The 23,956-nt window shown below is 73.4% G+C and carries 21 protein-coding genes, 1 pseudogene and 1 riboswitch; of the genes and pseudogenes, 10 read left to right on the top strand and 12 right to left on the bottom strand.

The window, feature by feature from the left end:
* Nucleotides 1-13: 13 nt before the first annotated feature.
* From ACH9D2_RS02835 to ACH9D2_RS02815, 5 genes are all read right to left on the bottom strand, one after another.
* Nucleotides 14-652: a recombinase family protein gene (locus tag ACH9D2_RS02835; protein WP_396361236.1), complete on the bottom strand. Its 639-nt coding sequence runs from the start codon at nt 650-652 to the stop codon at nt 14-16.
* Between the two features lie 840 nt (nt 653-1,492).
* Nucleotides 1,493-2,668 carry a molybdopterin-synthase adenylyltransferase MoeB gene (moeB, locus tag ACH9D2_RS02830; RefSeq protein ID WP_396361235.1) on the bottom strand — a complete coding sequence of 392 codons (1,176 nt, stop codon included), beginning with the start codon at nt 2,666-2,668 and terminating at the stop codon, nt 1,493-1,495.
* Entirely contained in the window at nt 2,665-3,531 is an 867-nt protein-coding gene (locus tag ACH9D2_RS02825; protein WP_396361234.1) for a thiazole synthase, read from the bottom strand. Before ACH9D2_RS02825 ends, moeB begins: the two co-directional genes overlap by 4 nt.
* A 1-nt stretch (nt 3,532) precedes the next feature.
* Nucleotides 3,533-3,772 (bottom strand): sulfur carrier protein ThiS, encoded by a 240-nt coding sequence (gene thiS / locus ACH9D2_RS02820; protein ID WP_396361233.1) that lies wholly within the window; start codon nt 3,770-3,772, stop codon nt 3,533-3,535.
* Nucleotides 3,769-5,160: an FAD-dependent oxidoreductase gene (locus tag ACH9D2_RS02815; protein ID WP_396361232.1), complete on the bottom strand. Its 1,392-nt coding sequence runs from the start codon at nt 5,158-5,160 to the stop codon at nt 3,769-3,771. Before ACH9D2_RS02815 ends, thiS begins: the two co-directional genes overlap by 4 nt.
* A riboswitch (TPP riboswitch) is annotated at nt 5,157-5,260 on the bottom strand. Its footprint overlaps the gene before it by 4 nt.
* Before the next feature lie 15 nt (nt 5,261-5,275).
* Between ACH9D2_RS02815 and thiE the strand changes: the two genes are divergently transcribed.
* The 7 genes from thiE to ACH9D2_RS02780 all read left to right on the top strand — a co-directional run bounded on the left by thiE (nt 5,276) and on the right by ACH9D2_RS02780 (nt 11,962).
* Nucleotides 5,276-5,995 carry a thiamine phosphate synthase gene (thiE, locus tag ACH9D2_RS02810; RefSeq protein ID WP_396361231.1) on the top strand — a complete coding sequence of 240 codons (720 nt, stop codon included), beginning with the start codon at nt 5,276-5,278 and terminating at the stop codon, nt 5,993-5,995.
* Nucleotides 5,996-6,082: 87 nt separating this feature from the next.
* Entirely contained in the window at nt 6,083-7,099 is a 1,017-nt protein-coding gene (locus tag ACH9D2_RS02805) for a hypothetical protein (protein ID WP_396361230.1), read from the top strand.
* A gap of 115 nt (nt 7,100-7,214) precedes the next feature.
* Entirely contained in the window at nt 7,215-8,006 is a 792-nt protein-coding gene (locus ACH9D2_RS02800) for an alpha/beta fold hydrolase (RefSeq protein ID WP_396361229.1), read from the top strand.
* A gap of 109 nt (nt 8,007-8,115) precedes the next feature.
* Nucleotides 8,116-9,027 carry a VOC family protein gene (locus ACH9D2_RS02795; RefSeq protein WP_396361228.1) on the top strand — a complete coding sequence of 304 codons (912 nt, stop codon included), beginning with the start codon at nt 8,116-8,118 and terminating at the stop codon, nt 9,025-9,027.
* 155 nt (nt 9,028-9,182) lie between these two features.
* Nucleotides 9,183-9,809: a TetR family transcriptional regulator gene (locus tag ACH9D2_RS02790; RefSeq protein ID WP_396361227.1), complete on the top strand. Its 627-nt coding sequence runs from the start codon at nt 9,183-9,185 to the stop codon at nt 9,807-9,809.
* Nucleotides 9,806-11,533: a DHA2 family efflux MFS transporter permease subunit gene (locus ACH9D2_RS02785; RefSeq protein ID WP_396361226.1), complete on the top strand. Its 1,728-nt coding sequence runs from the start codon at nt 9,806-9,808 to the stop codon at nt 11,531-11,533. Before ACH9D2_RS02790 ends, ACH9D2_RS02785 begins: the two co-directional genes overlap by 4 nt.
* Nucleotides 11,534-11,758: 225 nt before the next feature.
* On the top strand, nt 11,759-11,962 hold the full coding sequence (locus tag ACH9D2_RS02780; RefSeq protein WP_396361225.1) for an HVA1 family protein: 204 nt from the start codon (nt 11,759-11,761) through the stop codon (nt 11,960-11,962).
* A gap of 36 nt (nt 11,963-11,998) precedes the next feature.
* Here the strand turns inward: ACH9D2_RS02780 and ACH9D2_RS02775 are convergent, their stop codons facing one another.
* From ACH9D2_RS02775 to ACH9D2_RS02765, 3 genes are all read right to left on the bottom strand, one after another.
* Nucleotides 11,999-12,346, bottom strand: coding sequence for a hypothetical protein (locus ACH9D2_RS02775; protein ID WP_396361224.1), 348 nt, complete (start codon nt 12,344-12,346; stop codon nt 11,999-12,001).
* A 527-nt stretch (nt 12,347-12,873) separates the two neighbouring features.
* Nucleotides 12,874-13,734: a polyphosphate--glucose phosphotransferase gene (gene ppgK, locus ACH9D2_RS02770; protein ID WP_396361223.1), complete on the bottom strand. Its 861-nt coding sequence runs from the start codon at nt 13,732-13,734 to the stop codon at nt 12,874-12,876.
* A gap of 204 nt (nt 13,735-13,938) precedes the next feature.
* Nucleotides 13,939-14,589, bottom strand: a complete 651-nt coding sequence (locus tag ACH9D2_RS02765; RefSeq protein WP_396361222.1) for a helix-turn-helix domain-containing protein — start codon at nt 14,587-14,589, stop codon at nt 13,939-13,941.
* Between the two features lie 47 nt (nt 14,590-14,636).
* Here ACH9D2_RS02765 and ACH9D2_RS02760 point away from each other — a divergent pair, with 47 nt between their 5' ends.
* Together ACH9D2_RS02760 and ACH9D2_RS02755 are read left to right on the top strand one after the other, a co-directional pair.
* Nucleotides 14,637-15,494, top strand: coding sequence for a methyltransferase domain-containing protein (locus tag ACH9D2_RS02760; protein ID WP_396361221.1), 858 nt, complete (start codon nt 14,637-14,639; stop codon nt 15,492-15,494).
* Nucleotides 15,495-15,520: 26 nt separating this feature from the next.
* Nucleotides 15,521-16,645 (top strand): FAD-dependent oxidoreductase, encoded by a 1,125-nt coding sequence (locus ACH9D2_RS02755; protein WP_396361220.1) that lies wholly within the window; start codon nt 15,521-15,523, stop codon nt 16,643-16,645.
* 116 nt (nt 16,646-16,761) lie between these two features.
* Here ACH9D2_RS02755 and ACH9D2_RS02750 read toward each other — a convergent pair.
* Nucleotides 16,762-18,483: pseudogene (locus tag ACH9D2_RS02750) on the bottom strand (calcineurin-like phosphoesterase C-terminal domain-containing protein); the annotation flags it as partial.
* A 275-nt stretch (nt 18,484-18,758) separates the two neighbouring features.
* Between ACH9D2_RS02750 and ACH9D2_RS02745 the strand changes: the two are divergent.
* Nucleotides 18,759-19,352 (top strand): TetR/AcrR family transcriptional regulator, encoded by a 594-nt coding sequence (locus ACH9D2_RS02745; RefSeq protein ID WP_396361219.1) that lies wholly within the window; start codon nt 18,759-18,761, stop codon nt 19,350-19,352.
* 42 nt (nt 19,353-19,394) lie between these two features.
* On the opposite strand, the gene ACH9D2_RS02740 is transcribed toward ACH9D2_RS02745, so the two are convergent.
* From ACH9D2_RS02740 to ACH9D2_RS02730, 3 genes are read right to left on the bottom strand one after another with little or no spacing between them, the layout of a single operon-like run.
* Nucleotides 19,395-21,647, bottom strand: a complete 2,253-nt coding sequence (locus ACH9D2_RS02740; RefSeq protein WP_396361218.1) for a cytochrome P450 — start codon at nt 21,645-21,647, stop codon at nt 19,395-19,397.
* 10 nt (nt 21,648-21,657) lie between these two features.
* On the bottom strand, nt 21,658-22,866 hold the full coding sequence (locus ACH9D2_RS02735) for a serine hydrolase domain-containing protein (RefSeq protein ID WP_396361217.1): 1,209 nt from the start codon (nt 22,864-22,866) through the stop codon (nt 21,658-21,660).
* 33 nt (nt 22,867-22,899) lie between these two features.
* The gene (locus tag ACH9D2_RS02730; RefSeq protein ID WP_396361216.1) at nt 22,900-23,712 is read right to left on the bottom strand and encodes an SDR family NAD(P)-dependent oxidoreductase; all 813 of its coding nucleotides are present in this window, start codon (nt 23,710-23,712) and stop codon (nt 22,900-22,902) included.
* Between the last annotated feature and the right edge of the window lie 244 nt (nt 23,713-23,956).

The raw sequence follows: 23,956 nt of genomic DNA, 5'->3' as shown, positions 1-23,956 counted from the left end.
CACCCCACGGGGGTCAGTCCAGCGGACCGCGGTCGGGCTCGGGCTCGGCGGCGGTGACCGGTCCGGCCGTCACCGGCTCCGGCGGGCGCGGCGGGAGGTGGCGGTAGAGGCTGGTGCGGGTGATCCCGGTCTTGGCCACGATCTCGGCCATCGTATGCCCGGTCTCGCGCAGGTGCGCCGCGTAGGCGAGCTTGTCCGGGTCCACCACGGAGGGTCGCCCGATCCGCCGGCCCTTGGCCGTGGCCACCGATCGGGCGTGGGCGGCGCGCTCGAGAGTGTAGGTGCGTTCCATCTGCCCGAACAGCGCCAGCAGCAGCACCGCCAGCTGAGCCATCGGGTCATTCGGGTTGGTGGAGTCCACCTTGATCGGGTCCGCGAGGTTGCGCACCCCGACCCCTCGCTCGGCGAGGTCGTGGATGAGGTTGAGGGTGTCACGGACGGTGCGCCCGAGGCGGTCCAGGGTGTGCACCACGATCACATCGCCCTCCCGGGCGTAGGCCAGGGCCGCGGCCAGCCCGGGACGCTCCGTGGTGGCCCCGGACTTCTTGTCCACATAGATCCGCTCGGGCGCGATCCCGACCTGCCGGAGGGCATCGATCTGGCGATCAAGGTCCTGTTTGGCCGTCGACACCCGCGCGTAGCCCAATTCCATGCAGCCAGCGTACCGGAAGTCGGTTCCGTACGGCCTAGATGGGACTAAGTTCTAGGCTTAACTTCTGGCACTCAAATCGATATCCATAGTCCCCGAACATAAATCTCGACGCCGAGCGTCCCAGTACCTAGGAAGTGGGACGCACTCCGGAGGTCGGTGAAAACTTTGATCGCCTCGAGGTCGACCGCATCGCCGACCCGGATCTGCTCGCGCGGGTTCGAGCGGCCACTTAGCTCCGCTGGAACGCCGCCACTTATCTCTGCGGTTCACAACATGCGGGCGCAAATTTTGGGGACGAGACGTCTCGCATTCCATGGCTCATAGGACGCCGCAAGGCTGTCGGACAGGCAATCCGAGGGCTGCGTCATCATGCTGAGCCACCGCGAACTTGGGAATGATCACCGCCGCAGCGGCGCTGATCACGGCCATCGATGGGCTTCTGGGAATCCTGATCCAGAACGACGCCATCGGGTGGGGACGGGACGAGCACCACCGTCACAGCGTCAACAGTGGGTCTGGCATGTGACACCGGGGCCCTCATTCTTGGGAACGGCCAGAAGACCGGTCTGGCGATCGTGCGCAGGATTCGAGCGCCGACGCAGTGGTGACCCTGTTGGACGGACAAGAGCTGACGGACCCCGTCCATACCTGGAACTGTCCGGTTCCCGCCCAGAACGAGCTCGGCCGAGTCGAGATCGAACTCGAGAACGTCCATCGCCTCGAGTTCCACCGCTGAGTGCTCTCACCCGACAACGTGGAATCGCCGCTCGCCCGATTCCCTCGCCACTGTGGCACGTTGAGCCGTGAGGCACCGTGAGGCGTCCAGGACCGCAGGAACGGTCAGTAGACCGGTTTGCCCGGCTCCACCTGCTCCACCCAGGCCAGCACCCCGCCCTCGAGGTGCCGCACCCGCTCCTCCCGCTGCGCGAAGTGGGGCCGCAGCGCGGCGAGCGCGGTCGCGGAGCGGGCCCCGGCCTTGCAGTGCAGCACGAGGTCGGCGCCGCGGGCCTCCGGCGGCAGGGCGTCCGCGCCTCGGTCCAGGAGCTCCCGCAGGGGCACGGCCACGGCGCCGTCGATGGCCACGAGCTCCCGCTCCCAGTCCTCGCGCACGTCGACGAGGGCGAAGGCCGCCTCCCCGCGCGCGCGGCGCCCGAGCAGGAGGGCCAGCTCGGGCGCGGTGAGCGACTCGGCGGGGCCGGTGCCGGGCAGTGCGCAGACGGCGTCGGGCTCAGCCACGGCGGTGACCGGGGCGGCGTCCGGGTCCGCGGTCAGGCGCATCTCGCGCCAGGTCATCGCGAGCGCGTCGTGCAGCAGCACCCGTCCGAGCAGGGGCTCCCCGGTGCCGGTGATGAGCTTGACCGCCTCCGTGACCATGACCGAGCCGATGGTCGCGGGGAGCATCCCGAAGACCCCGCCCTCCGCGCAGCTGGGCACCTCCCCGTCCGGCGGGGCCTCGGGATAGAGGTCCCGGTAGGTGGGCCCGTGCCCGGCCCAGAAGACGCTGACCTGTCCCTCGAAGCGCAGGATGGAGCCCCACACGCACGGCGTGCCGGTCAGGGCGGCGGCGTCGCTGACCACGTAGCGGGTCGTGAAGTTGTCGGCGCCGTCCAGGACCAGGTCGTACTGGCGGAGGATGTCCACCGCGTTGTCCGCGCCCAAGCGGACGGGATGGGTGCGGACCTCGACCAGCGGGTTGAGCGCGGTGACGGCGTCGGCGGCGGACTCGGCCTTGGGCCGGCCGACGTCGGCGGTCGTGTGCACCACCTGGCGCTGCAGGTTGGAGAGCGCCACGACGTCGTCGTCGACGATCCCGATGGTCCCCACCCCTGCCGCCGCGAGGTACTGCAGGGCCGGGGAGCCCAGACCCCCGGCGCCGACGACGAGCACGCGGGCGTGGCCCAGCCGCCGCTGGCCGAGAGGCCCGATCCCGGGCAGGGTCAGGTGCCGTGCGTAGCGTTCGAGCTCCTCCCGGCGCAGCTCGGGGCCGGGCTCCACGAGCGGGGGCAACGGGCTCACGGCCGCTCCCCCAGGGGGGCCCAGTCCCCGCGCGGGACGTCCGCCGGGCCGGAGGCCGGCGCGTCCGGATCGATCCGTCCGGCCATCGGCGAGGACGCCTGGGCGTGGCGGCGGGCGGGGATGCGCCCGGCACGGGCCGCGAGCCGGCCGGCGACCACGGCGTGGCGCATCGCGGTGGCCATCGCCACCGGGTCCTGGGCGCGGGTGACGGCGCTGGCCAGCAGCACGGCGTCGCAGCCCAGCTCCATGGCCAGGGCCGCCTCGGAGGCGGTGCCGATCCCGGCGTCGAGCACCACGGGCACCGACGCCCGGGCGGCGATGAGCTCGATGTTGTGCGGGTTGAGGATCCCCAGCCCCGTGCCGATGGGGGCGCCCAGGGGCATCACCGCCGCCGCGCCCAGGTCCTCGAGGCGGCGGGCCACGGCCGGGTCGTCGGAGGTGTAGGCGAAGACCTTGAAGCCGCGGGCCACGAGCTGCTCGGTGGCGTCGAGGAGCTCCACGACGTCGGGCAGCAGCGTGTCCTCGTCGGCGATGACCTCGACCTTGACCCAGTCGGTCTCGAGGGCCTCGCGGCCGAGCTCGGCGGTCAGGAGCGCGTCCCGGGCCGTGTAGCACCCGGCGGTGTTCGGCAGGATCCGGATGTCGTTGCGCTCGAGCAGCGCGAAGAGGGAGTCGCCCTGGCCGGGGGCGTAGCGGCGCAGCGCCACGGTGGTCAGCTCGGTGCCGGAGGCTGCCAGCGCCTGCTCGAGGATGTGCAGCGAGCTGAGGCCGCCGGTGCCCATGATCAGCCGGGAGGACAGCTCCGTGCCGTCGAGCACGAGCGGGTCGTGATCAGCGGTCGGCTCGGGGTGCGGTCCGGTCACGTCAGCCTCCTTGGACGGCGGTGATGATCTCGACGGCCTGGCCCTCCGCCACGGGGGTCCGCCGCCAGCGGCTGCGGGGCACGACCGCGGCGTCCACGGCCACGGCCACGCCGAGGCGCCCGCCGTCGAGCGGGGCGCCGTCGGGGCCCAGGGCCCGGCCGACGGTCTCGGCGACGAGGTCGACGACGGTCGCGTCCTCCGTCACGACGTGCGGACGGCCGTTGAGGGTGATGGCGGTCATCGGGTGCTCCTGCTCCGGGGGCCGGGTCCGGCGGTGGCCGGTTCGGGGTCCCCTCGACGGGCCTCGACAGGGCGGTCGAAGCGGTGCGGGTCGGTGCTGGCGAGGTGCTCGGCGTCGGCGGCCGGATCGGCTCCGGACCCGCCGGTCGCGAGCTGCGCGGCGAGCCGGGCGGCCAGCGGGGCGAGCAGGACGCCGTGGCGGAAGTAGCCGGTGGAGACCACGAGTCCCGGCACGAGCGAGCCGTCAGGGTTGCGGACCCGGCCCAGGTACGGGATGTCGTCCGGGGTGCCGGGCCGGGCGCGGGCCAGCACCTCGACGAGCTCGAGGTCGGCGACGCCGGGCACGAGCGCCTGGGCGTCGCGCAGCAGCCGGAACACGCCGCCGGCGCTGGGGCCGGTCAGGTCGTCCTCGCGGGAGGTCGCCCCGATCACCACGGTGCCGTCCGTCCGGGGCACCAGGTAGACGGGCACTCCGTGCACCAGGCCGCGGACGGTGCGCTCGAGCAGGTCGGGGGCCCCGGCGGGGACCCGGGCGCGCAGGACGTCCCCGTGCACGGGCCGCAGGGGCGGGTGCCAGTCCTCCGGCAGCCCGTCGAGGTCGCCGAGGCCCGTGCCGGGGGCGAGGACGGTCCAGGTCGCCGAGACCATCCCGCCGTCGGCCAGGCGCACGCCGGTCACGGCGCCCTCGGCGTTGCGGCGCAGTCCCGTGGCGAGGCAGTGGACGAGGTGGGCCGGTCCGCCGTCGCGCGCAGCCGAGAACTCGGGGAGTCCCGGGGGCTCCAGCGATTCCGGAGACTCCGCGGACTCCGGGGGCTCGGGGAGCTCCGGTGCGACGAGGGCGGCGAGCAGTCCGGCCACGAGGCGGCGCGGGTCCACCTGGTGGTCGTCGGGGATCCGGAACGCGGCGGACAGCCGCGGGCTCAGAGCGGGCTCGAGGGCCCGGGCGGCGCGCAGGGGCAGCTGCTCCACGGTCATGCCGTGGCGCCCCTGCAGCTCGCGGAGGTCCGCCAGGGCCTGCCGGTCGGCGGCGTCCACGCCGCAGACCAGGGTCTCGGTGGCACGGTGGCCCACCGTCCCGCCGGCGGCCTGCTCGAGGGCGGCCACGAACGCCGGGTACTCGGCGGCCGAGGCGATCATGAGGGGGTACAGGGGCTCCTGCTGGTACTGCACCTCGCTCACCGGGGCGAGCATCCCTGCCGCGGCGCGGCTGGCGCCGGAGCCCGGCTCGGGGTCCACCACGACCACGGAGCGGCCGCGCCGGCGCAGCTCCCAGGCGGTGGCCAGGCCGATCACCCCCGCGCCGACCACGGCGACGTCGGCCCGGACGTGCTCGGGCTGCTCGACCAGCGGGTGGGGCGCGGTCGCCGGGGCGGGGTGCGCGGAGATCACTCGGAGACGTCCTTTCCTACGGCGGCATGACCCGCATCAGGTGTGGCGGTCGGCGCTGGACGCCCTCTCAGCCCCCGGTGGGGCTCCCGCAGAACCGCTGACCTATCATCAGCGTGTGACCCAGTCTACCCATGACGCCTCCACCCCCGCCGAGTCCTCCCTGCGAGAGACCCGGGCCGCGAAGCTCCTCGCCGCCCGGCTGTACGTGTGCACGGACGCCCGCCGGGACCGGGGCGACCTCGAGGAGTTCCTGCACGCCGCGTACGCCGGTGGCGCGAACATCGTCCAGCTGCGGGACAAGAGCATCGACGCGGACGAGGAGATCGCCGCGCTGCGGCTGCTGGGCCGGGTCGCCGCCGAGTACGACGCCCTGTTCGCCGTCAACGACCGCGCCGACATCGCCGCGCTGGTGGGCGCCGACGTCTTCCACGTGGGACAGCACGACCTCTCCCCCGCGCAGGCCCGGCAGCTGCTGGGCCCCGACGTGCTGATCGGCCGCTCCACCCACGACCTCGACCAGGCCCGGACGGCGCTCGAGGACCCGGACGTCGACTACTTCTGCACGGGCCCCGTCTGGGCCACGCCCACCAAGCCCGGGCGCCCCGCCACCGGACCGGGGTTCGTCCGCGCGGTCGCCGAGCTCACGGAGGCCCGGCTCGCCGCGGACCCGGAGATCCTGCCCGTGCCGTGGTTCGCCATCGGCGGCATCGACGAGCCGCGGCTCCCGCAGGTCCTGGAGGCCGGGGCGCGCGGCGTCGTCGTCGTCCGCGCCGTCACCGAGGCCCCCGACCCGCGCGTCGCCGCGGGGCAGCTGCGCAGCCTGCTCCCCGCCTGAGCGCGGTCCGGTTCCCCTCCGGCTCCCCGCCGCCGCACAGCACGTTCTGAGAGCATGGACCCACGGACGACGACGGAGAGGTGGCCCATGGACCCCGAGCTCGACCCCCAGGTGCGGCACGCGGTGGAGCGTCCCGCGGAGACCGCTCGTGGCCCGGAGGACGTGCAACTGCGCGTCCGGCTGGCCGGTGAGCCCGCCCGCCGCGCGCTCGGCACCCATTGGGAGCAGGGCGCCCCGGAGGACGCCGCGCCGAGCGACGACCGGCTCGCCGCGGCCGTGCTGCTCGCCACCCTCTTCGGGGACACGTTCTGGCTGGAGCGCGCCGCCCGGCTGCCCAGCGACGTGCCGGGATGCCCGTCCGCCCCGCCGGGCGGGCTGCTGGAGCTGACCCGGGTGCCAGGTGCCCGGGCGGCCCTGGCCCCCGTGCTCGAGCGCCCGCTGCTGACCGGTCTCCTGGAGTGGGGCACCAACCCCCTGCCGGAGCAGCCCCCGCTCGCCGTGGCGCGGGCCGCCCGGGACCTGGGGATCCCCGACGACGGGCGCGTCTACCGGGTGGTGCGCCGCCGCGCCGAGCGTTTCCTGGCGCGGGAGCACGACGGGTCCGAGCCGCTCGAGCAGTTCGTGACCCTGCTGACCGAGGCGGAGCAGGGCCACCGCGAGGACGGGCCCGTACTCTCGGGCGAGACGCTGCCCCCGGCGCCTCCGCCGCCGGCCCCGCCCTACGCGCCGGGCCCGCCCGCGACCGGCGGCCCGGGCGCGCCGGCGACGGACACCTCTCAGCCGGACGTCCCTCCGCCGGGCGCACCCCAGGCCCCGCAGTGGGGCGTGAGCCCCGCGACACCGGCTCCCCCGCCGCCCGGGCAGTACCCGGGCCAGGGCGCCCCCGGTCAGGGCGCTCCCGGGTACGGTGCGGAGGAGCAGCCGCCCACGGGACCGGCAGCCGGTGGGCAGGGACCCTCCGGCCCGGTGTTCGGTCCCGGCCCGGGCGGGTGGCCGCCGCGCCCGGCCGAGCCCGAGGAGGACGACTCCGACAACCTCAAGGCGTGGGGCATCGTCTTCCTGGTGATCCTGGCCGTCATCGCCGCCCTGATCTTCATCCTCTGACCGCCGCGCAGCCCGGCACCTGCCCTCCGGGACAGCCCCCGGCCGACCAGCACCGCCGGCCCCGCGCGGCCGGCGGTGCTGGCCAGGAGGATCGCCGTGGGGAAGGATCGTGGTCATGGACATGCATCACGAACGGCTCGGCACCGGCAGGCCCTTGCTGCTGATCCACGGTCTCGGTTCGACGTGGCGGACCTGGGACCCGGTCCTCGCCGGCCTGGCCGCCCATCGCGAAGTGATCGCCGTGGACCTGCCCGGCTTCGGCGCCACTGCTCCGCTGGAGGGCGAGGTGACGATCGCCCGCCTCGCCGACGCGATCTCCGCCTTCATCGACACCCACGGGCTGGCGGGGGTCGACCTGCTGGGCAGCTCGGTCGGGGCCCGCCTCGTGCTCGAGCTCGCCCGGCGCGGGGTCGGGGGGACCGCCGTCGCCCTGTCCCCCGGGGGCTTCTGGAGTCCCCGGCAGCGCCTGATGTTCGGGCTCTCGATCGGCGCCTCCATCCGGCTCGTCCGGGTCCTGCGACCGGTGCTCCCGGCGCTGACCCGGAATCCGGCCGCCCGCACCGCGCTGCTCGCCCAGCTCAGTCCCCGGCCGTGGGCCCTGGACCAGGACATGGTCCTGCGCGAGCTGCGCTCGTGGGCGACCTCCCCCGCCTACGACGCCCTCCTGCGAGCCCTGGTGCACGGGCCCGATCAGGACGGGGCCACCCGGGCGCAGACACCGGGAGACGTCGTCATCGGCTGGGGTCGCCAGGACCGGGTGGTCACCCCCGGTCAGGCACGCCGCGCCCTCGAGCGGTATCCCGATGCCGAGCTGCACTGGTTCGACTCCTGCGGACACTTCCCGATGTGGGACCGGCCCGCGGAGACCGTCGAGCTCGTGCTGAGCCGGACGGGCGGAGTGCGCTGAGCCGCGGGCCCTCCCGGCCGAGAGGATTTGCTTGCACAGGAAAGCATCTGGGACTACTGTTGGGGACACATCAACCAATGCGCCGCCCCCGCCGACGGAGATTCCCGACATGCCGATCTTTCCCCAGAACCCAGCCCCCGAGACCCTGACGAAGCGCCCCGCCCAGGACCTGCTGGCCGCCGACACCCGTATGGGCGCCGTGGAGCTGCTGGTCTCCGACCTGGACGCGATGGTCGCCTACTACTCGGACGCCGTCACCCTCGACGTGTTGTCCCACGCCGGGGACACCGCGGTCCTGGGCCGGGACGGCCGGACGGTCGTGCGGCTGCGCCAGGTCAAGGAGCTCCCGCCGGCCCGCCGCGGCCAGGCCGGACTGTTCCACACCGCGGTCGTCTTCGAGGACGAGCCCGCACTCGCCGCGGCCCTCGCCTCCGTGGCGACCGTGGCGCCCCGCTCCTTCACCGGCAGTGCCGACCACCTCTACAGCCAGGCCTTCTACTTCGACGACCCCGAGGGCAACGGCGTGGAGCTCTACACCGACCGTCCCCGGGACACGTGGCGGCGGGAGTCCAACGGCCTCCTGACGCTGGCCTCCAACCCCCTGGACCCGAACGGCTTCCTGCAGGAGCACCTGCCCCAGCGGGACGACCGGCGCCCCGCGACGCCGCCCGCCACCCTGGGCCACGTCCACCTGCAGGTGGGCGACATCCCGCGGGGCCGGCAGTTCTACGTGGACGTCCTGGGCTTCGAGGTGATGAGCGACATCGGCTCCGCCCTGTTCATCGCCGCCGGCGGCTACCACCACCACATCGCGCTCAACACCTGGCAGAGCGCCGGGGCGGGCCCGCGCGCGGCCTCGCTGGGGCTGGGCCAGGTCAACATCGACCTGCCGAGCAGCGACGACGTCGCCGCCCTCGCATCGCGGCTCGCGGGCCACCGGATCCCCACCCGGCACGACGGCGCCGTGCTGCGCTTCGAGGACCCCTGGAACACCCTGATCCAGGTGGGCGTCGCGGCGTAGCCCCCACTCCCGGCTCCGCGACGAGAACGCCCGGGCTCTGCCGGAAGCGCACAGCGCCCGCAGGGTCCGGGGATTCTCGCACCGCCTTCGACCCTGCGGGCACCCGTTTCAATATTGCAGTTGTGCAAAAGATGCAGGAGTGCAAGAATATCGGGGTGAACGCCACCTCCCCTCCCACCCTGCGCGCCCGCAAGAAGGCCGAGACCTGGTCCGCCATCCACGAGGCGGCCGCCGCCCTCGCGGTCGAGCACGGGGTCGATCGCACCACCGTGGAGGCCGTCGCCGCCGCGGCCGGGGTCTCCCCGCGCACCTTCTTCAACTACTTCCCTGCCAAGGAGGACGCAGTCCTGGGCATGCGGGCCCCCTCGCTGGACCCGGAGCTGCTGGAGGACTTCTCCCTCGAGCACGACCTGCTCGGCCAGGTCTCGCGCCTGCTGCTGGCCGTGTCCCGCAGCGCCTACGCGGGCCCGGACGCCGAGCGGCGCCGGAGACTGCTGCAGGACCATCCGAGCCTGGGCCGCCGCCGGCACGAGCTGATGCTCGAGGCCGAGACCCTGGTGCGCCGCACCCTCGCGGAGCTGCTGGCCCGGGAGCCGGAGTGGTCGGCCGGGATCGGGGAGCACCGCGTGGACGAGGTCGCCCGGATGCTGGTCCTGCTCGCCGGCGTCCCGCTGCGCTTCGCCATCACCGCCGAGGGTTACTCCCCGGCGCAGGGGCTGCCGACCGAGGACCACGAGTCGGCCCTCACCCTCCTCCACCGCCTCCAGGGAAAGCTCTCATGAGCCGCGCCCCCGCGCACCGAGCCGCCCCGGCCACCGGCTCCCGGCACCTCGTGCTGCTCTTCGCCGGCCTGATGCTCTCCATGCTGCTGGCCGCCCTCAACCAGACCGTGCTCAGCACGGCCCTGCCCACGATCGTCGGCGAGCTCAACGGCGTGAACGAGATGCTGTGGGTGATCACGGCCTACATCCTCGCCTCGACGATCATGATGCCGGTCTACGGCAAGCTCGGGGACCTGATGGGCCGCAAGCCCCTGCTGCTGGGCGCGATCCTGGTGTTCATGGCCGGCTCCGTGGTCGGCGCGCTCGCGGGCACCATCGAGGTCCTCATCGCGGCCCGCGCGATCCAGGGCCTCGGCGGAGGCGGGCTGATCATCCTCTCCCAGGCCGCCATCGCCGACGTGGTTCCCGCCCGGGAGCGCGGCAAGTACATGGGCGTCATGGGCGGGGTCTTCGCGGTGGCCTCGGTGGCCGGGCCGCTGCTGGGCGGCTGGTTCACCGAGGGGCCCGGCTGGCGCTGGGTCTTCTGGATCAACATCCCGCTCGGACTGCTGGCCCTGGCCGGAGCCGTCCTGTTCCTCAAGCTCCCCCGGCACCGCGGCCGGCCGCGCCTGGACGTCGGCGGCATGGTGCTGCTGGCCACGGCCACCACCTGCCTGGTCCTGTTCGCCACCTGGGGCGGCGGCCGGTACGCCTGGTCCGACCCCGTGATCCTCGGCCTGATCGCCGGGACGCTCGTGACCGCCGCGGCGTTCGTGGCCGTGGAGCGGCGCACCGCCGAGCCGATCATCCCGATGCACCTGTTCCGCGAGCGCAACTTCGTGCTCACCACCGTCGCGGGCCTGCTCACCGGCGTGGCGATGTTCGGGGCCCTCGGCTACCTGCCGACCTACCTGCAGATGGTCTTCGGCGTCGACGCCACCGCGTCCGGGCTCCTGATGGTGCCGATGATGGGCACCCTGCTCGTGACCTCGGTGCTCGCCGGGCGGGCGGTGAGCCGGACCGGGCACTACAAGTGGCTGCCGGTGGCGGGCAGCGTGGTGGTGGCCGTGGCCATGGGTCTGCTCTCGACCCTGACCCCCGAGCAGGGCGTGTGGCATGTGTGCCTCTACATCGCGCTCCTGGGCCTGGGGCTGGGCCTGTCGATGCAGGTGCTCGTGCTCATCGTGCAGAACACCTTTCCGCTGCGGCAGGTCGGCACGGCCACCGCGGCGAACAACTTCTTCCGCCAGATCGGCGCCACCCTGGGCGCCGGCGTGGTGGGCAGCGTCTTCGCGGGCCGGCTGGCCGGCCTGCTGGCCGAGCGCCTCCCGGCGGCCGCGCTCGAGGGCGGCGCGGGTGGGGCCGACTCGCTCACCCCCGCCCTGGTCGCCTCCCTCCCGGAGTCGCTGCGGGACCCGATCGTGACCTCGTACAACGACGCCCTGACCCCCATCTACCTGTGGATCGTGCCCCTGGGGCTGCTGGCGGCCGCGCTGCTGTGCTTCGTCACCGAGAAGCCGCTGGCCACGACGATCGAGGAGGACGTCGAGCCCGAGGCGCCCGCCGAGGACCGCCTCGAGGTCACCGGCGACGCGCCGGCCGATCCGCGGAGCGGCAACGAGCCGGCCGATCTGCGGACCGGCGACGCGGGCCGGGACACTCGCGACCGGGGCACCGGTGAGCGGGGCACCGCCGCTCCGCACGGGGACCCGGCCGCCCGCGAACCGGCCGCCTCCGCTCGGTAGATGTGTCGCGGCCGTCGTTGCCCGGCCGTCTCGGCCCGGCAGCCGGGCCCACCCGCTCGCTGTGCCCGCGGATGCTCGCCAGGACCCCGATCCGTCGGTAGGTTGGGGCTCACGCTCGGGAGTGCCCGGGCACCGAGGGGCGCGCCGCGACTGCCGCGGCGGGCTCGAGGACGCGCGAGCACCGGGACGCGCGAGCACCGCAACGGACGAGCAGAGGAGCACCCGATGAGTCTGCGCAAGGGCACCAAGGTCACGTGGAACACCGCGCAGGGCACCACCGAGGGCACCGTGGTCGAGAAGAAGACCGAGGACTTCGAGCTCGACGGCCGCACGTACCGCGCGAGCGCGGACGATCCCCACTACATCGTGGAGTCCGACAGCTCCGGGGCCCGCGCGACCCACAAGGCGGACGCCCTCACCGAGGCCTAGCCGCGGGCCTGCTGGCAGGCGGGCGGGGCGCGCTGCTCAGCCGCGGACGCCGGGCGTGCCCCAGACGAACGGTCCGGAGGACGGCCCGACCGGTTCGAGGTACTCGACGGCGGACGCCGGGATCAGGGCACCCGGGGTGTGGCCGTCCGCCTCGCAGCGCACCAGCACGACCATGCCCAGCTCGACCGGTTCATAGGGGGCGCACAGCACCACCTCGCCGGCACGCAGGCTCAGCCCCGCACGGTCGGTGCGCATGCGGTACCGCGCCACGTGGGAGACGGTGATGGACGCGACCGGGTCGACGACCGGGCCCACGCCGATGCCCGGGAGGACCTCGAGGGGGCCCGTGTCATCGGGGGCGGACGTCAGTTCGGCAATGGTCATGGCGGGGATCTCCAGTCGGGTGAGCGCATCGGGACCTGCAGAAGGTCCCGGTGCCGGGCGGGGTGCTCGACCACGCTGTCCAGATCCATGATAGAGATCCAGATCACACAGGGGAAGCGCCCTTCTCATCGGTCCACGGCCCACCGCCCGGGGCGCACGAACTTTCACGCCCGCCCGTCATCCGGCGTCACAAGATCCCCGCTGTCCTGCTGCCGCCCCCCTTCCCACCAGGGGGTACGGGAGTGATGGCCCACTGTGACGCACGGTACGCGGTGATGGCGTCGGCGCGGCCCCGGACCCCCGCACGTCCTCGCCGTCATGAGCCACGCGGGGTCGACGCCGTGACCACGACCAACACGAACGACGCTGCGCCCTGCCGGGCGGAGCAGCAGGACCGGACACGGCCCGGCGCGCCGCCGGAACGGAAGGCGAGCGCCGGCGTGCTGACCGCCCGAGGCGATGCCCCGAGGCCCCAGGCAGCTCCCTCGGCAGCAGGGAACGCCAGGGGCTGATCTCCCCGGACCAGGTCAGCGGCTGCCGACGAGGCTGTTCGCCCGCACCACCCCGAGGTGGGCCTGGCGGCCTGCACCGACGATCCCGGCGGCGTTGCGCAGCTGCGCGGGGGCCACGCGGGCACGCAGCTGCAGGTGGGGCAGGAAGTCCTGGTGCCGCTCGCTGATGCCCCCGCCGAGGACGATCAGGTCCGGGGAGATCAGGCGTTCGAGGTGGGACAGATAGCGCTGGAGCCGGTCCGTGTAGGTGGGCCAGTCCAGGGCCTCCTCCGTCCGGGCGGAGGCGCCGGCCCAGCCGTCGACGTCCCGGCCGTCCAGCCACACGTGCCCGAACTCGCTGTTGGGGATCAGCTCCCCGTCCCGGAACAGCGCCGAGCCGATCCCGGTGCCCAGCGTGATCACCAGCACCGTGCCGTCGACCCCGCGGGCGGCGCCGAAGCGGACCTCGGCCAGCCCGGCGGCGTCGGCGTCGTTGAGCACCGCGACCTCGCGCCCCAGCCCGGTGGCGAGCAGCTCCCGGGCGTCCGTGCCGATCCAGGAGTCGTCGAGATGGGCGGCCGAGCGGGCCACGCCGTGGTCGATGATGGCCGGGACGCCCACACCGACGCCGGCCAGGGGCCCGCCCGCCTCCGGCGCGTCCTGGAGCCTCTCCAGTACCCCGCGCAGGGCGGCCACCACCGCCGCCGGGGTCGCCGGCGCGGGCGTGGGCACCCGGCGGACCGGGCCGACGGTGGCCCCGCGGACCGGATCCACCACCGCGTACTTGATGGTCGTCCCGCCGATGTCCACGCCGAGGCAGCGGGCGTCGTCGTCGCCCCCGCCGGAGACGGACGGGACGGTCGGGGGCGTCCGGACGGACGGCAGGGCACAGGTCATCTCACGGTCCTGGATCGAGGTGGGAGCGGCGCGCCCTCGAGCGGGCGGCGCCTGGTCGACTGTACAACCGGGCGGGGACGGCAATTATTCACAGTGTGCCCGCACCGGCCGCTCCCCGGAATCGGGAGGTCCCGGCCACCCAGGCGAGCGCCCCTGCCCCGCCCGGCGCCCCGGCGCCCCGGCGCCCCGGCGCCCCGGCGCACTCTACTCGGCCGGGTCGCGCTCGACGGCGCCGGAGTCCGGCCGCGCGGTCGAGGCCGCCTCCCGCCGGGCCCGGGCCGGATCGTCCGCGTGCAGATGGGCGCGCTCGCCGTCGTGGTCGAGCACGGTGAGGATCTCCACCGGCCCGCCCTGCGCCACGATGGCGTGCGGGACCATCGTGGAGAACTGCGCCGCCTGGCCCGCCTCGACCACGATGACCCGCTCCCCCAGGTGCAGGCGGGCGGTCCCGGTGAGCACGGTGAACCAGTCCCGGCCCGGGTGCACCGCCAACCGCTCCGGCGCGGGGGGCCTGCCCGGCAGGATGCGCATCTTGGCCACCGTCATCCCGTGCAGGGCCCGCTCGGAGGAGAGCAGCCACGTGGTCAGCCCCGGCGTGCTGCTGGGCTGCGGGCGGATCACCACGTCCTCGTCCTCGGGGGACTCGACGAGCTGGTCGAGCGAGGTGTCGAGCGCCCGCGCGATGGGCACGAGCTGGTCGAGCGCGATCCTGCGGTGCCCGGTCTCGAGTCGGCTCAGCGTGGACGGGCTGAGCCGGCAGCGAGCCGCGAGCGCGTCCAGGGACCAGCCGCGCGCCAGCCGCAGACCGCGGATGCGCCGGCGGATTACTGCGTCCAGGTCGACTTCTTGCGTCATGAGCAAGAGTGTATGCCAGACAGACATTCCCCGCCTACCGTGGAGGCATGACACCGCACGCCTCCTCGCACCCGACGACCGGGCACCACCCCGATCCCGGGCAGCACGACGACGACGGACTGGCCGAGCTGCTCGAGCTGGAGGCCGAGATCCTGGCCCCGCTGCTGGAGGAGGTGGTCGACTGGGTCGCCCAGCACGTCGACGGCGCTCCGCGCACGGTCGTGGACCTCGGCGCGGGAACGGGATCCGGCAGCCGGCTCCTGGCCCGCCGTTTCCCCTCGGCGCAGGTGGTCGCGATCGATCGGTCGGCGGCGAGGCTCGAGCGGCTCCGCGCCACGGCCGGTGCGCAGGGCCTGGCCGACCGGGTCCGCACGGTGCAGGCCGATCTGGACAGCGCCTGGCCGGAGGTCGGCGCGGTCGACCTCGGCTGGGCGGCCTCCTCGCTGCACGAGCTCGCCGCGCCGGACCGGCTGCTGCGCGAGCTCCACGCCGGGATGCGCCCCGGTGGGCTCCTCGCGGTCGTGGAGATGGACGCGCTGCCGCGGTTCCTGCCCGAGGACATCGGGGTCGGCCGCCCGGGCCTGGAGCGCCGCTGCCACGAGGTCCTCGCCCAGGCGCGCTGGAACGCCTTCCCCGGCTGGGGACCCCACCTGGAGGAGGCCGGCTTCCGGCTCGCGGGGCGGCGCCGGTTCGGCGTCGAGGCGCGGCCCGTCCCGCCCGGCACAGGACGCTGGGCGCACCGCACGCTGCGCCGCGCCCTGCCCGCCCTCGCCGACCGCCTGGCCGCCGACGATCTGCTCGTCCTCGAGCACCTGCTCGCGGACGACTCCCCTGGCGCGGTCCTGCACCGGGACGACCTGGTGCTGCGCGCCGGACGGATCGTCTGGGCGGCACGCCGGGCATGAACCACCAGTACGAGAGGACACGGACCATGAACAGCATTTCCGCGCACGACGTCGTCGTCGTCGGAGGCGGTGCCGCCGGCCTGAGCGCCGCCGTCGCCCTGGCGCGCTCCCTGCGCTCGGTCGTCGTGGTGGACGCGGGCGAGCCTCGCAACGCCCCGGCCGGCGGCGCGCACAACCTCCTCGGCCGCGAGGGGATCCCGCCGCTGGAGCTGCTGGCCGCCGGCCGGCGGGAGGCGGAGCAGTACGGGGCGCAGATCGTGCGGGACCGCGCTGTCACCGCACGGGCCGAGGGCGACGGGTTCACGGTCGGTCTCGCCGGCGGCGGTGCGCTGCGAGCGCGGCGGCTGCTGCTCGCGTCCGGGCTGGTCGACGAGCTCCCCGACGTGCCCGGCGTGGCCGAGCTGTGGGGGCGGAACGTGCTGCACTGCCCCTACTGCCACGGGTGGGAGGTCCGCGGGCAGCGCATCGGCGTGCTCGGCGCGGGGCCCATGAGCATCCACCAGACGCTGCTGTTCCGGCAGCTCAGCGAGGACGTCACCTTCTTCCCGCACCGGATGCCCGATCCCGGCGCCGAGGCGTGGGAGCAGCTCGCCGCCCTCGGGGTCCGGGTGGTCGAGGGGCCCGTCCGGCGGCTGCGGACCGAGGAGGACGCCCTGCGCGCGGTGGTCCTCGACGACGGGCAGGAGGTCCTGGTGGACGCCGTGGTCGTGGCGCCCCGGTTCGCGGCGCGGGCCGAGCTGTACGAGCAGCTCGGCGGCACTCTGACCGAGCACCCCGTGGGGGCGCTCATCGCCATGGGCCCGATGGGCAGCACCGAGGTCCCCGGGGTGTGGGCGGCCGGCAACGCCGGCGACCTCTCGGCCATGGTCTCCGCCGCGGCGGGAGAAGGGGTCGGCGCGGCCGCGGCGATCAACGCGGACCTCGTGGCCGAGGACGCAGCCGCCGCCGTCACCGGACATGGTCAGCCCGCGAAGACCTCGGTGCGGAAGGACATCTGCGGCCGCTCCTCGACGACCTCGAAGGTCAGCCATTCGGTGCTCTCGCGTCCGTGGCGGTCCGTGGCCGTCACCTCCGCGGTGTGCACGCCGGGCTCCAGGTCGACCGGGAGCTCGAGCTGCCAGAGATGGGTCGTGCTCTGGGCGACGTGGTAGCCCGGCCGCGGGGCCGCCGGGCCGGCCTGGATGCCGTAGAAGGCCTGGAAGCCCTGGGCGTCCTCGTTCCCGGAGGTGGACTCGAAGGCGTGGCGGGCGATCATCAGCTGTCGGGTGGCGGCATAGGGGTCTGCCACCTCGGCGCCCTCGATCTTCTCCTCACCGGCGCCGGGCTGGGTGTGGGTGGCCTCCAGCGGCTCCCCGCCGTCCAAGGACATGGTCACACGGGTCTCCCGGGTGCCGTTCCACACGTTGGCGGACAGCTGGGTGCCGCCCCGGAGGTCCTCGGCCGTGACCATGTTGGGGTCCCCGAGGTCGTTGATGTTCACCGGGGGCACGGCGTCCCAGTTGCCCAGATTGGCCTCGCCCCAGGTGAAGAGGGTGTTGTACCAGTCCCGCCAGTACGGGGAGTTCACGGCCAGCCCCATGTGGTCCTCCCCGCGGCCGATGGCGTGGAAGTTCTCCTGGTAGTCGGTCCCCTGGACGTCGAGCGTGAACCAGCCGGGCGGGGCGCCGTCGCGCTGCAGGGCCATGGGCACGCCGTCGAGGTCGAGGTCGCCGATGTACCAGTCACCGCTGGGGGCGCCGGCCACGATGTGGTGGAACGGCAGCTCGTGGACGCCCACCTCCCCCTGCCACCCGGCCATGGCGGTGCCGGCGGTCATGTTCTCGACCGAGTGGGTGTGCCCGGCGAAGGAGATCGCCTCACGACCCTCGAGCAGGGCGTAGAGCTCGGTGACGTCGTCGGTCTGGTGCATGTTGTCGGTGGAGTCGGCGTAGGAGACCAGCGGCACGTGCGTGGCGACGACCACGAGCTTGTCCTCGGGCACCGTGGCGAGGTCCGCCTCGATCCAGGCCAGGGTCTCCTCGCCCAGGAGACCGTTGTACTGGGGGTCGTTCTCCGGGTCGGTGCACTGGTCGTGCTTGCCGTCGGCGTTCTCCTCGGGCCGGCACGGGTAGGAGAGGTTGTTCAGTCCGACGATGTGCATGGCGCCCACGTCGTAGGAGAAGTTCTCCGGGCCGACATGCTGCTTGAAGGTGTCGAAGGACTCCTCCGGATCCGTGGAGTCGATGTCGTAGTCGTGGTTGCCCGGCACGGCGCGGAGAGGGGCCCCTGCTCCGGAGAGGATCTCCTTCAGCCGCGGGTACATCCCCAGGTCGCCGCCGGCCAGGTCGCCCAGCAGGAGCAGGCCGCAGTCCTCCAGGTCCTGGCGCGCGGCGAGGTCCCGCACCAGTCCGGTGCGGGCGAAGCTGATCTCCTGGTTGGAGTAGGTCTGCACGTCGCCCAGGAACCCGCAGGTCTGGTCCTGGCGAGCGCTGTCCCCGTCGCGCGCCAGCGGGAAGTTCAGCGAGTCCGGGGTCTCCCCCGTGGCCTCGAGACCGCCGAAACGCAGGTCCTGGGCGGTGCCCGCGGGCTCGTGGTGGTAGTGGAACTGGGCGAAGTTCGTCTCGTCCACCGGGGTGTCCCAACCGGCGGGCTTGGTGACGAACACCGTCTGGCCCTCGGCCAGCGGCAGTTCCCAGTACCCCTCGTGGTCGGTGAGCACCACGTCCCGGCCGTTGGAGACGGCGACGCCCGCCAAGCCCTCCTCACGGTCCTGCCGGACGCTGTCCTTGTTGCCGTCCTCGAAGACGTGGCCGCTGATCCTCTCGGGGGAGCCGTCCGCGTCCTCGCCGTCGCGCACCACCTGGGGCCCGCCCACGTAGGAGGTGGAATCGGTGTCGTCGGTGTGCTCCTCGGGTTTCTTCTCGCTGCTGCCCGCCGTGGCGGCAACGGGACGCTCCTCGGCTGCGGGGGCGCGGGCTGCGGTCTCCGGAAGAGCTGCCAGGACCGCCATGGCCAGCACGGCCAGGGCGGTGGTGCCGGACGGCAGGTGTCGGCGCAGGGCGAGGACGGACATGGTGCCACCTTCGGATTCGGTCGAGCACGACCCAGTCCACCCAGAGTAGGTGCTGAAGAACATGGCCGTCAGGGCATAAGCCCAGGTGAAGCGGGTGTGAAGGCTGCTCGATGCTCGCACTGAACGGGGCCTCGCCCCGGCTGGACCCGCAGCGGCGTCGACGGGACGGGCTCTACAGTGGGAGCACCGACCCTGAGGAGCCGAGGACCCGCATGCCCGAGCGCACCGTGAAGAGCACCGCCAAGAGCACCGCCACCCGGCAGCGCTTCGTGGACGAGGCGCTGCGCCTGTTCAAGGACCAGGGGTACGAGCAGACGTCCATGGCGCAGATCGCGGCCGCCGCCGGGGGCAGCCGCGCCAACCTGTACCTGTACTTCCGCAGCAAGCCGCAGCTCGTCATGGCCCGGATGCGCGAGATCGAGGCGGAGATCGCCGAGCTCTACGCGCTCCTGGACCGGATGCCGGCGCACACCCCGGAGGCCATGCGGGGATGGCTCGAGACCGCCCGGCAGATGTGGTTCCGCTACGCCACCGAGTTCGAGGCGATCGCCCAGGCCATGGCCACCGATCCGGAGGTGCTCGGCGAGTGGCTGGGCATGGTGCAGCGCGTGTCCTCCGCCCAGACGGCGCTCTACCGGGGGTGCCGCTCGGAGGACGAGCGGCTGGACCGGGAGGTGCACATGGTCACCCTCATGATGAGCCTGGAGCGCAACTTCTACTTCCTGTACCTGCGCGGCCACCGTGAGCGGGAGGACCGGGTCATCGCCTCGCTGGCCCGGCAGTGGGCGCAGCTGTTCGGCGAGTGACCCGGCCCGCCCGGGCCGTGGTCGGGGCTCAGCGGTCGGAGCTCACCGGTCGAGCACCAGCCGCGGGCAACCGGCCGCCGCCCGGGACACGCAGATCATCACGGTCGCCCCGGTCTCCTGCTCCGAGGTCGAGAGGATCGAGTCCCGGTGGTCGGCGCGGCCGGCCAGGAGGGGCGTCTCGCAGGTGCCGCACGTGCCGGTCTTGCACGAGGAGATCACCGGGAGCCCGGCCTGCTCGGCGGCCTCGAGGATCGTCTGCTCCGAGCCGACCTGGACGACCGTCCCGGACTCGGCGAACTCCACCTCGAAGGCGGTGTCCGGCACGGTGCGCTCCACGGCCTTGGGCGCGAAGCGCTCCAGGCGCAGGGAGTCCTTGGGCCAGTGCGCGGTGCACTCCTCGGCGGCGTGCAGCAGCGGCTCGGGCCCGCACGCGTAGACCAGGGTGTCCTCGCGGACCTGCCGGAACAGTCCGGGCAGGTCGATCAGCCCGCGCTCGTCCTGCGGGACCACCTCGACCCGATCGCCGTGGACGGCCAGCTCGGCCAGGAACGCCATCGACGAGCGGGTGCGCCCGCCGTAGACGAGCTCCCACTGGGCCCCAGCGCGCTCGGCCTCCCGGGTCATGGCGAGGATCGGGGTGATGCCGATCCCGCCCGCCACGAACAGGTACTTCGGCGAGGGCGCGAGCCGGAAGTTGTTGCGCGGCCAGGAGACGGTGACGCGGGAGCCGGGCACCAGGGCCTCGTGCACGGCCGCGGAGCCGCCGCGCCCGGAGACCTCCTTGAGCACGCCGATCCGGTAGGTGGTGCGCTCCGCGGGGTCCGAGGACAGGGAGTACTGCCGCACGAACGGCTCGAGCTCGCCGTTGGGCACGTGGACGTCCACGTGCGCCCCGGCCTTCCAGCGCGGCAGCTCACCGCCGTCGGGGTGGCCCAGGGTCAGGGCGACGACGCCGTCCGACGCCTCGGTCCGCGCCAGCACCTCGAGGCTGAGGGTGCGCACGGTCCGCTCCTTGGAGCGCTCGACGTCCGCCACGTCCCAGGACACCTGCAGCGATCGCCGCACGGGCAGCAGGGCCATGCGCAGGAAGTCCAGCTCCTCGGCCTCGTCCGGGCGCAGGGAGGGCAGCCGCTCGAAGAGCACCCTCAGGCCGGTGGCCCCCTGGACGCGGGCCAGCGGATTGCCCAGGCAGGTGTGGCGTCCCGCGGTGAAGGCCAGGTGGTCGGCCGGGTCCGGGCGGTGGATGTCGAACTCGAAGGGCCGCTCCACGTGCTCCGGGTCGGTGTTCGCCGAGGCCAGCGCGATCCAGATCATCTCCCCCGCCGCGATCCGCACCCCGGACAGCTCGACGTCGCGCGTGGCCCGCCGGGAGGTGAACGTGGAGGAGGGACGGCGGCGCACGGTCTCCTCGAAGGCCCGGGGCCACAGCTCGGGCTCGTCGATCGCGTCCTGGAGCACCTCGGGGTGCTGGGCCAGGAAGATCACGGCGTTGGTCATGGCCTGGGCGGTGGTGTCCGTGCCGGCGGCCGCGAACTCGGAGACGTGCAGCGCGATCTGCGGGGTGGGCAGGGCGTACGAGCCGTCCTCCGCCCGGGCGGAGGCCATCACGGAGATGATGTCGTCCGCGTCGGAGTCGCGGCGGGAGTCGATGATGTCCCGCAGCACGAGGTTGGCGGCGACGAACCGGTCCCACACCTCGGAGCGCCTCGGCTCGGGAAGCGGCTCGTGGGCGGAGGAGAGCACGGCGAAGAGGTCGTCGCGCAGCTGGCGCATCATGGCCTCGTGCTCGTAGCCCAGGCCCAGCAGCGCCATGATCGTCTGGGTGGTGAGCTCGAGCGAGTACTCCTCGAGCAGGTTCGCGGAGCCGTTGTTCTCGAAGCGGTCGATGATCCGGTGGGCGCGGGCCTCGATCTCGGGCTGGAGCCGGTCCATGCGCTCCTTGACGAAGCCCCGCTGGGCCACGGAGCGGGCCTCGGTGTGGCCGGGCGGGTCCTGCCCGACGATCATCTTCGCCACGAGCTCCGGCGGGTAGACCTCCCGGTACTTCTCGGGGACGTCGGCGGCGGAGTTGGCGGCGGAGGAGTAGGTCTGCCAGTCGGAGAGCACCGCGAGGCAGTCCTCCCGCTTCGTGACGATCCAGGCGTTGAGGTACGGGTAGAAGAACACCGGTGTCGCGTCGCGGACCTCGGCGAAGTGGCGCGCGGGGTCGCGGTAGTAGTCGTCCCCCATGGCGTCGAAGCCGTGGGCGACGGGGCAGCGGCCGGTGGGGCGGGCGTCGTCGTGAACTGCGGTCATGGCAGCGTCCTCACTCGCTGATCACGGCGGAGGCCGCGATCGTGGACAGTTTCTGGAAGCGCGCGACGTTGTCGCCCTCGTCCATCACCCCGGAGGAGAGGAAGCAGAAGGTGACGTCGGAGACGGGGTCCACCCACAGCAGGGAGGAGCCGGCGCCGTAGGAGCCGAAGGTGCGCGGGGAGACGAACGGCCCGAAGAAGCGGGCGTGCGTGCCGGTGCCGGCGAGCGCGTGGCCGAGGCCCATGTTCCCGGGCGGGAGGTCCCACTTCCGGGCGGTGGCGACCATGCCGTAGAGGTCGTTGATCTGCTCGCCGGTCTGGTTGATGGTGGCGAGGTCCAGCACGGACTCCCCGATCAGCTGCTCCCCCGCGGCGGTGCGCCCCTTGTTGCGCAGCATCTCGGTGAACGCGAAGACGTCGTCGATCGTGGAGACCGCGCCGACCCAGGGCATCTCGGCGTCGGGACGGTCGATGACGTCGTTGAGGCACTCGATATCCTCCGGCTTGAGCCAGGAGTCGTTGGCCACGATGACCTTGAGCGGCACGGCGCGGTCCTGCCACTCGTCCGGCATGCCGAACCGGGTGCGCTCCATGCCGATCGGCCCGAAGACCTTCTCCTGCATCAGGGCCCGGAAGGAGGCGGCGCCGTAGGCGCGGCGGGCCATCTCGCCCATGAGCGCGTGGTTGATGGCCGCGGAGTAGTTGAGGTTCGTGCCCGGCTCGTGCACCACGTCCACACCGCTCAGCGCCGAGATGACGTCGGCCAGCACCGCGAAACCCTCGGGGCCCAGGCCGGGGTTGGGGGTGGCAGGCATGCCGGCGCGGTGGGTGAGCAGGTGGGCGAGGTTGATCCGGTCCTTGCGGGCGGCTCGGAACGGCTCGGCGCCGAAGAACTCGGGGATGAGGTCGACGACGCGTGTGGAGAGCATGAGCTTGCCCTCGCTGAGTGCCCGGTGGATCAGGGCGTTGGTGAAGCCCTTGGACATCGACAGGATGCGGTAGACGTCGTCGGGCCGGGTGGGCCGGTCGGCGTCGAGGTCGGCGAGGCCGTAGCTGCCCCGCAGAGCGATCTCGCCGTGGCGGGCGACGACGACGTTGGCGCCGTGGTACTCGCCGCGCTCGATGTCCTCGCGGACGGTCTCGTCGAGGAGTTCGAGGAAACGGCCCTCGAGGCCGGGGACGTCGGTGATGGTGGTCTCCTGGACCGCGGTGTGCTGCACGGGTGCTCTCCGTTCGAAGGTGCTGGGTGGGTCTCAGAGCATGAGGGCGCCGCCGGAGGGCGACATCGTCTGGCCGGTGTAGTGCCCGGCCGCGTCCGAGGCGAGGAACAGGACGGTGCGGCCGATCTCCTCCGGCTCGGCCACGCGCTTGAGCGGCTGCAGGGCGAGCAGGGCGGCGACGTGGTCCTCGCCGGAAGCGGTGAACATCGGTGTGTTGATCCCGGCCGGCGCCAGGGCGTTGACGCGGATGTCGAACGGCGCGAGCTCCGCGGCCACCGCCTTGGTCAGGCCCACGACCGCGGCCTTGGACGCGGGGTAGTAGGCCGGCATCGGCAGGCCGATGAGCCCGGCCACGGAGGCGAAGTTGATGATGGAGCCGCGGCCGGCCTTCTTCAGCAGCGGGACGGCGGCGCGGATCGTGTAGAAGGTGCCGTTGAGGTTGATCGCGACCACGCGGTCGAAGTCCTCGTCGGTGATGCCGCCCAGGAACTCGGGGTGGTAGGGCTCCCCGGTCTTGAAGGACTCGATCATCCGGTTGTTGATCTCGTCCACCCACGCCTGCTTCTCCCTGTTCGGGGTGGAGACCCCGGCGGCGTTGACGAGGACGTCCAGCCGGCCGTGGTCGGCCTCGACCTGGGCGAAGACCCGGTCCACGGCGAGCGAGTCGGAGATGTCCACGGCGAAGCCGCGGGCTCGGTCCAGGCCGGTGAACTCCCGGTCGAGGGCCTCCTGCCGGAGGTCGATCCCGTAGACGGTGGCGCCCGCCTCGGTGAGCGCCTTGGCGGCGGCCAGGCCCATGCCCGAGGCCGCGCCGGTGACGACCGCGATCCTGCCGTCCAGTTCCATGTGGGGCTCCTGTCGTTCCCGAGGCCCGCAGTCTCGCGTCGATGCGGTGTCCGCTGCCTCACAGTGGTGGTGTGCGGCAATCCTGACAGAGAACTAGACACCTGTCTAGATCTGGTTCGATCGCGATGCGCCCGTTCCGGGGCACCGGCCATGAACCGCCCACAGGGCGGGCACACCGTGCGACCAGAAGGCCCGCCGCAGGACCGCGCCGCAGGTCTCCCCGTGCCCCGGGACCGGGGCGTGC

It is taken from the genome of Kocuria rhizosphaericola (assembly GCF_044462205.1).
GTDB lineage: Bacteria > Actinomycetota > Actinomycetes > Actinomycetales > Micrococcaceae > Kocuria > Kocuria rhizosphaericola.
Note: the sequence above shows the minus strand (reverse complement) of the source record. Positions and strands in the feature narration are given on the sequence as shown.

Bases quoted from the DNA above. Each gene is read 5' to 3' on its own strand.
- ACH9D2_RS02835 (WP_396361236.1), bottom strand. From the start codon at position 652: ATGGAATTGGGCTACGCGCGGGTGTCGACGGCCAAACAGGACCTTGAT.
- thiS (WP_396361233.1), bottom strand. From the start codon at position 3,772: ATGACCGCCATCACCCTCAACGGCCGTCCGCACGTCGTGACGGAGGAC.
- ACH9D2_RS02805 (WP_396361230.1), top strand. From the start codon at position 6,083: ATGGACCCCGAGCTCGACCCCCAGGTGCGGCACGCGGTGGAGCGTCCC.
- ACH9D2_RS02800 (WP_396361229.1), top strand. From the start codon at position 7,215: ATGGACATGCATCACGAACGGCTCGGCACCGGCAGGCCCTTGCTGCTG.
- ACH9D2_RS02795 (WP_396361228.1), top strand. From the start codon at position 8,116: ATGCCGATCTTTCCCCAGAACCCAGCCCCCGAGACCCTGACGAAGCGC.
- ACH9D2_RS02785 (WP_396361226.1), top strand. From the start codon at position 9,806: ATGAGCCGCGCCCCCGCGCACCGAGCCGCCCCGGCCACCGGCTCCCGG.
- ACH9D2_RS02780 (WP_396361225.1), top strand. From the start codon at position 11,759: ATGAGTCTGCGCAAGGGCACCAAGGTCACGTGGAACACCGCGCAGGGC.
- ACH9D2_RS02775 (WP_396361224.1), bottom strand. From the start codon at position 12,346: ATGACCATTGCCGAACTGACGTCCGCCCCCGATGACACGGGCCCCCTC.
- ppgK (WP_396361223.1), bottom strand. From the start codon at position 13,734: ATGACCTGTGCCCTGCCGTCCGTCCGGACGCCCCCGACCGTCCCGTCC.
- ACH9D2_RS02765 (WP_396361222.1), bottom strand. From the start codon at position 14,589: ATGACGCAAGAAGTCGACCTGGACGCAGTAATCCGCCGGCGCATCCGC.
- ACH9D2_RS02760 (WP_396361221.1), top strand. From the start codon at position 14,637: ATGACACCGCACGCCTCCTCGCACCCGACGACCGGGCACCACCCCGAT.
- ACH9D2_RS02755 (WP_396361220.1), top strand. From the start codon at position 15,521: ATGAACAGCATTTCCGCGCACGACGTCGTCGTCGTCGGAGGCGGTGCC.
- ACH9D2_RS02745 (WP_396361219.1), top strand. From the start codon at position 18,759: ATGCCCGAGCGCACCGTGAAGAGCACCGCCAAGAGCACCGCCACCCGG.
- ACH9D2_RS02740 (WP_396361218.1), bottom strand. From the start codon at position 21,647: ATGACCGCAGTTCACGACGACGCCCGCCCCACCGGCCGCTGCCCCGTC.
- ACH9D2_RS02730 (WP_396361216.1), bottom strand. From the start codon at position 23,712: ATGGAACTGGACGGCAGGATCGCGGTCGTCACCGGCGCGGCCTCGGGC.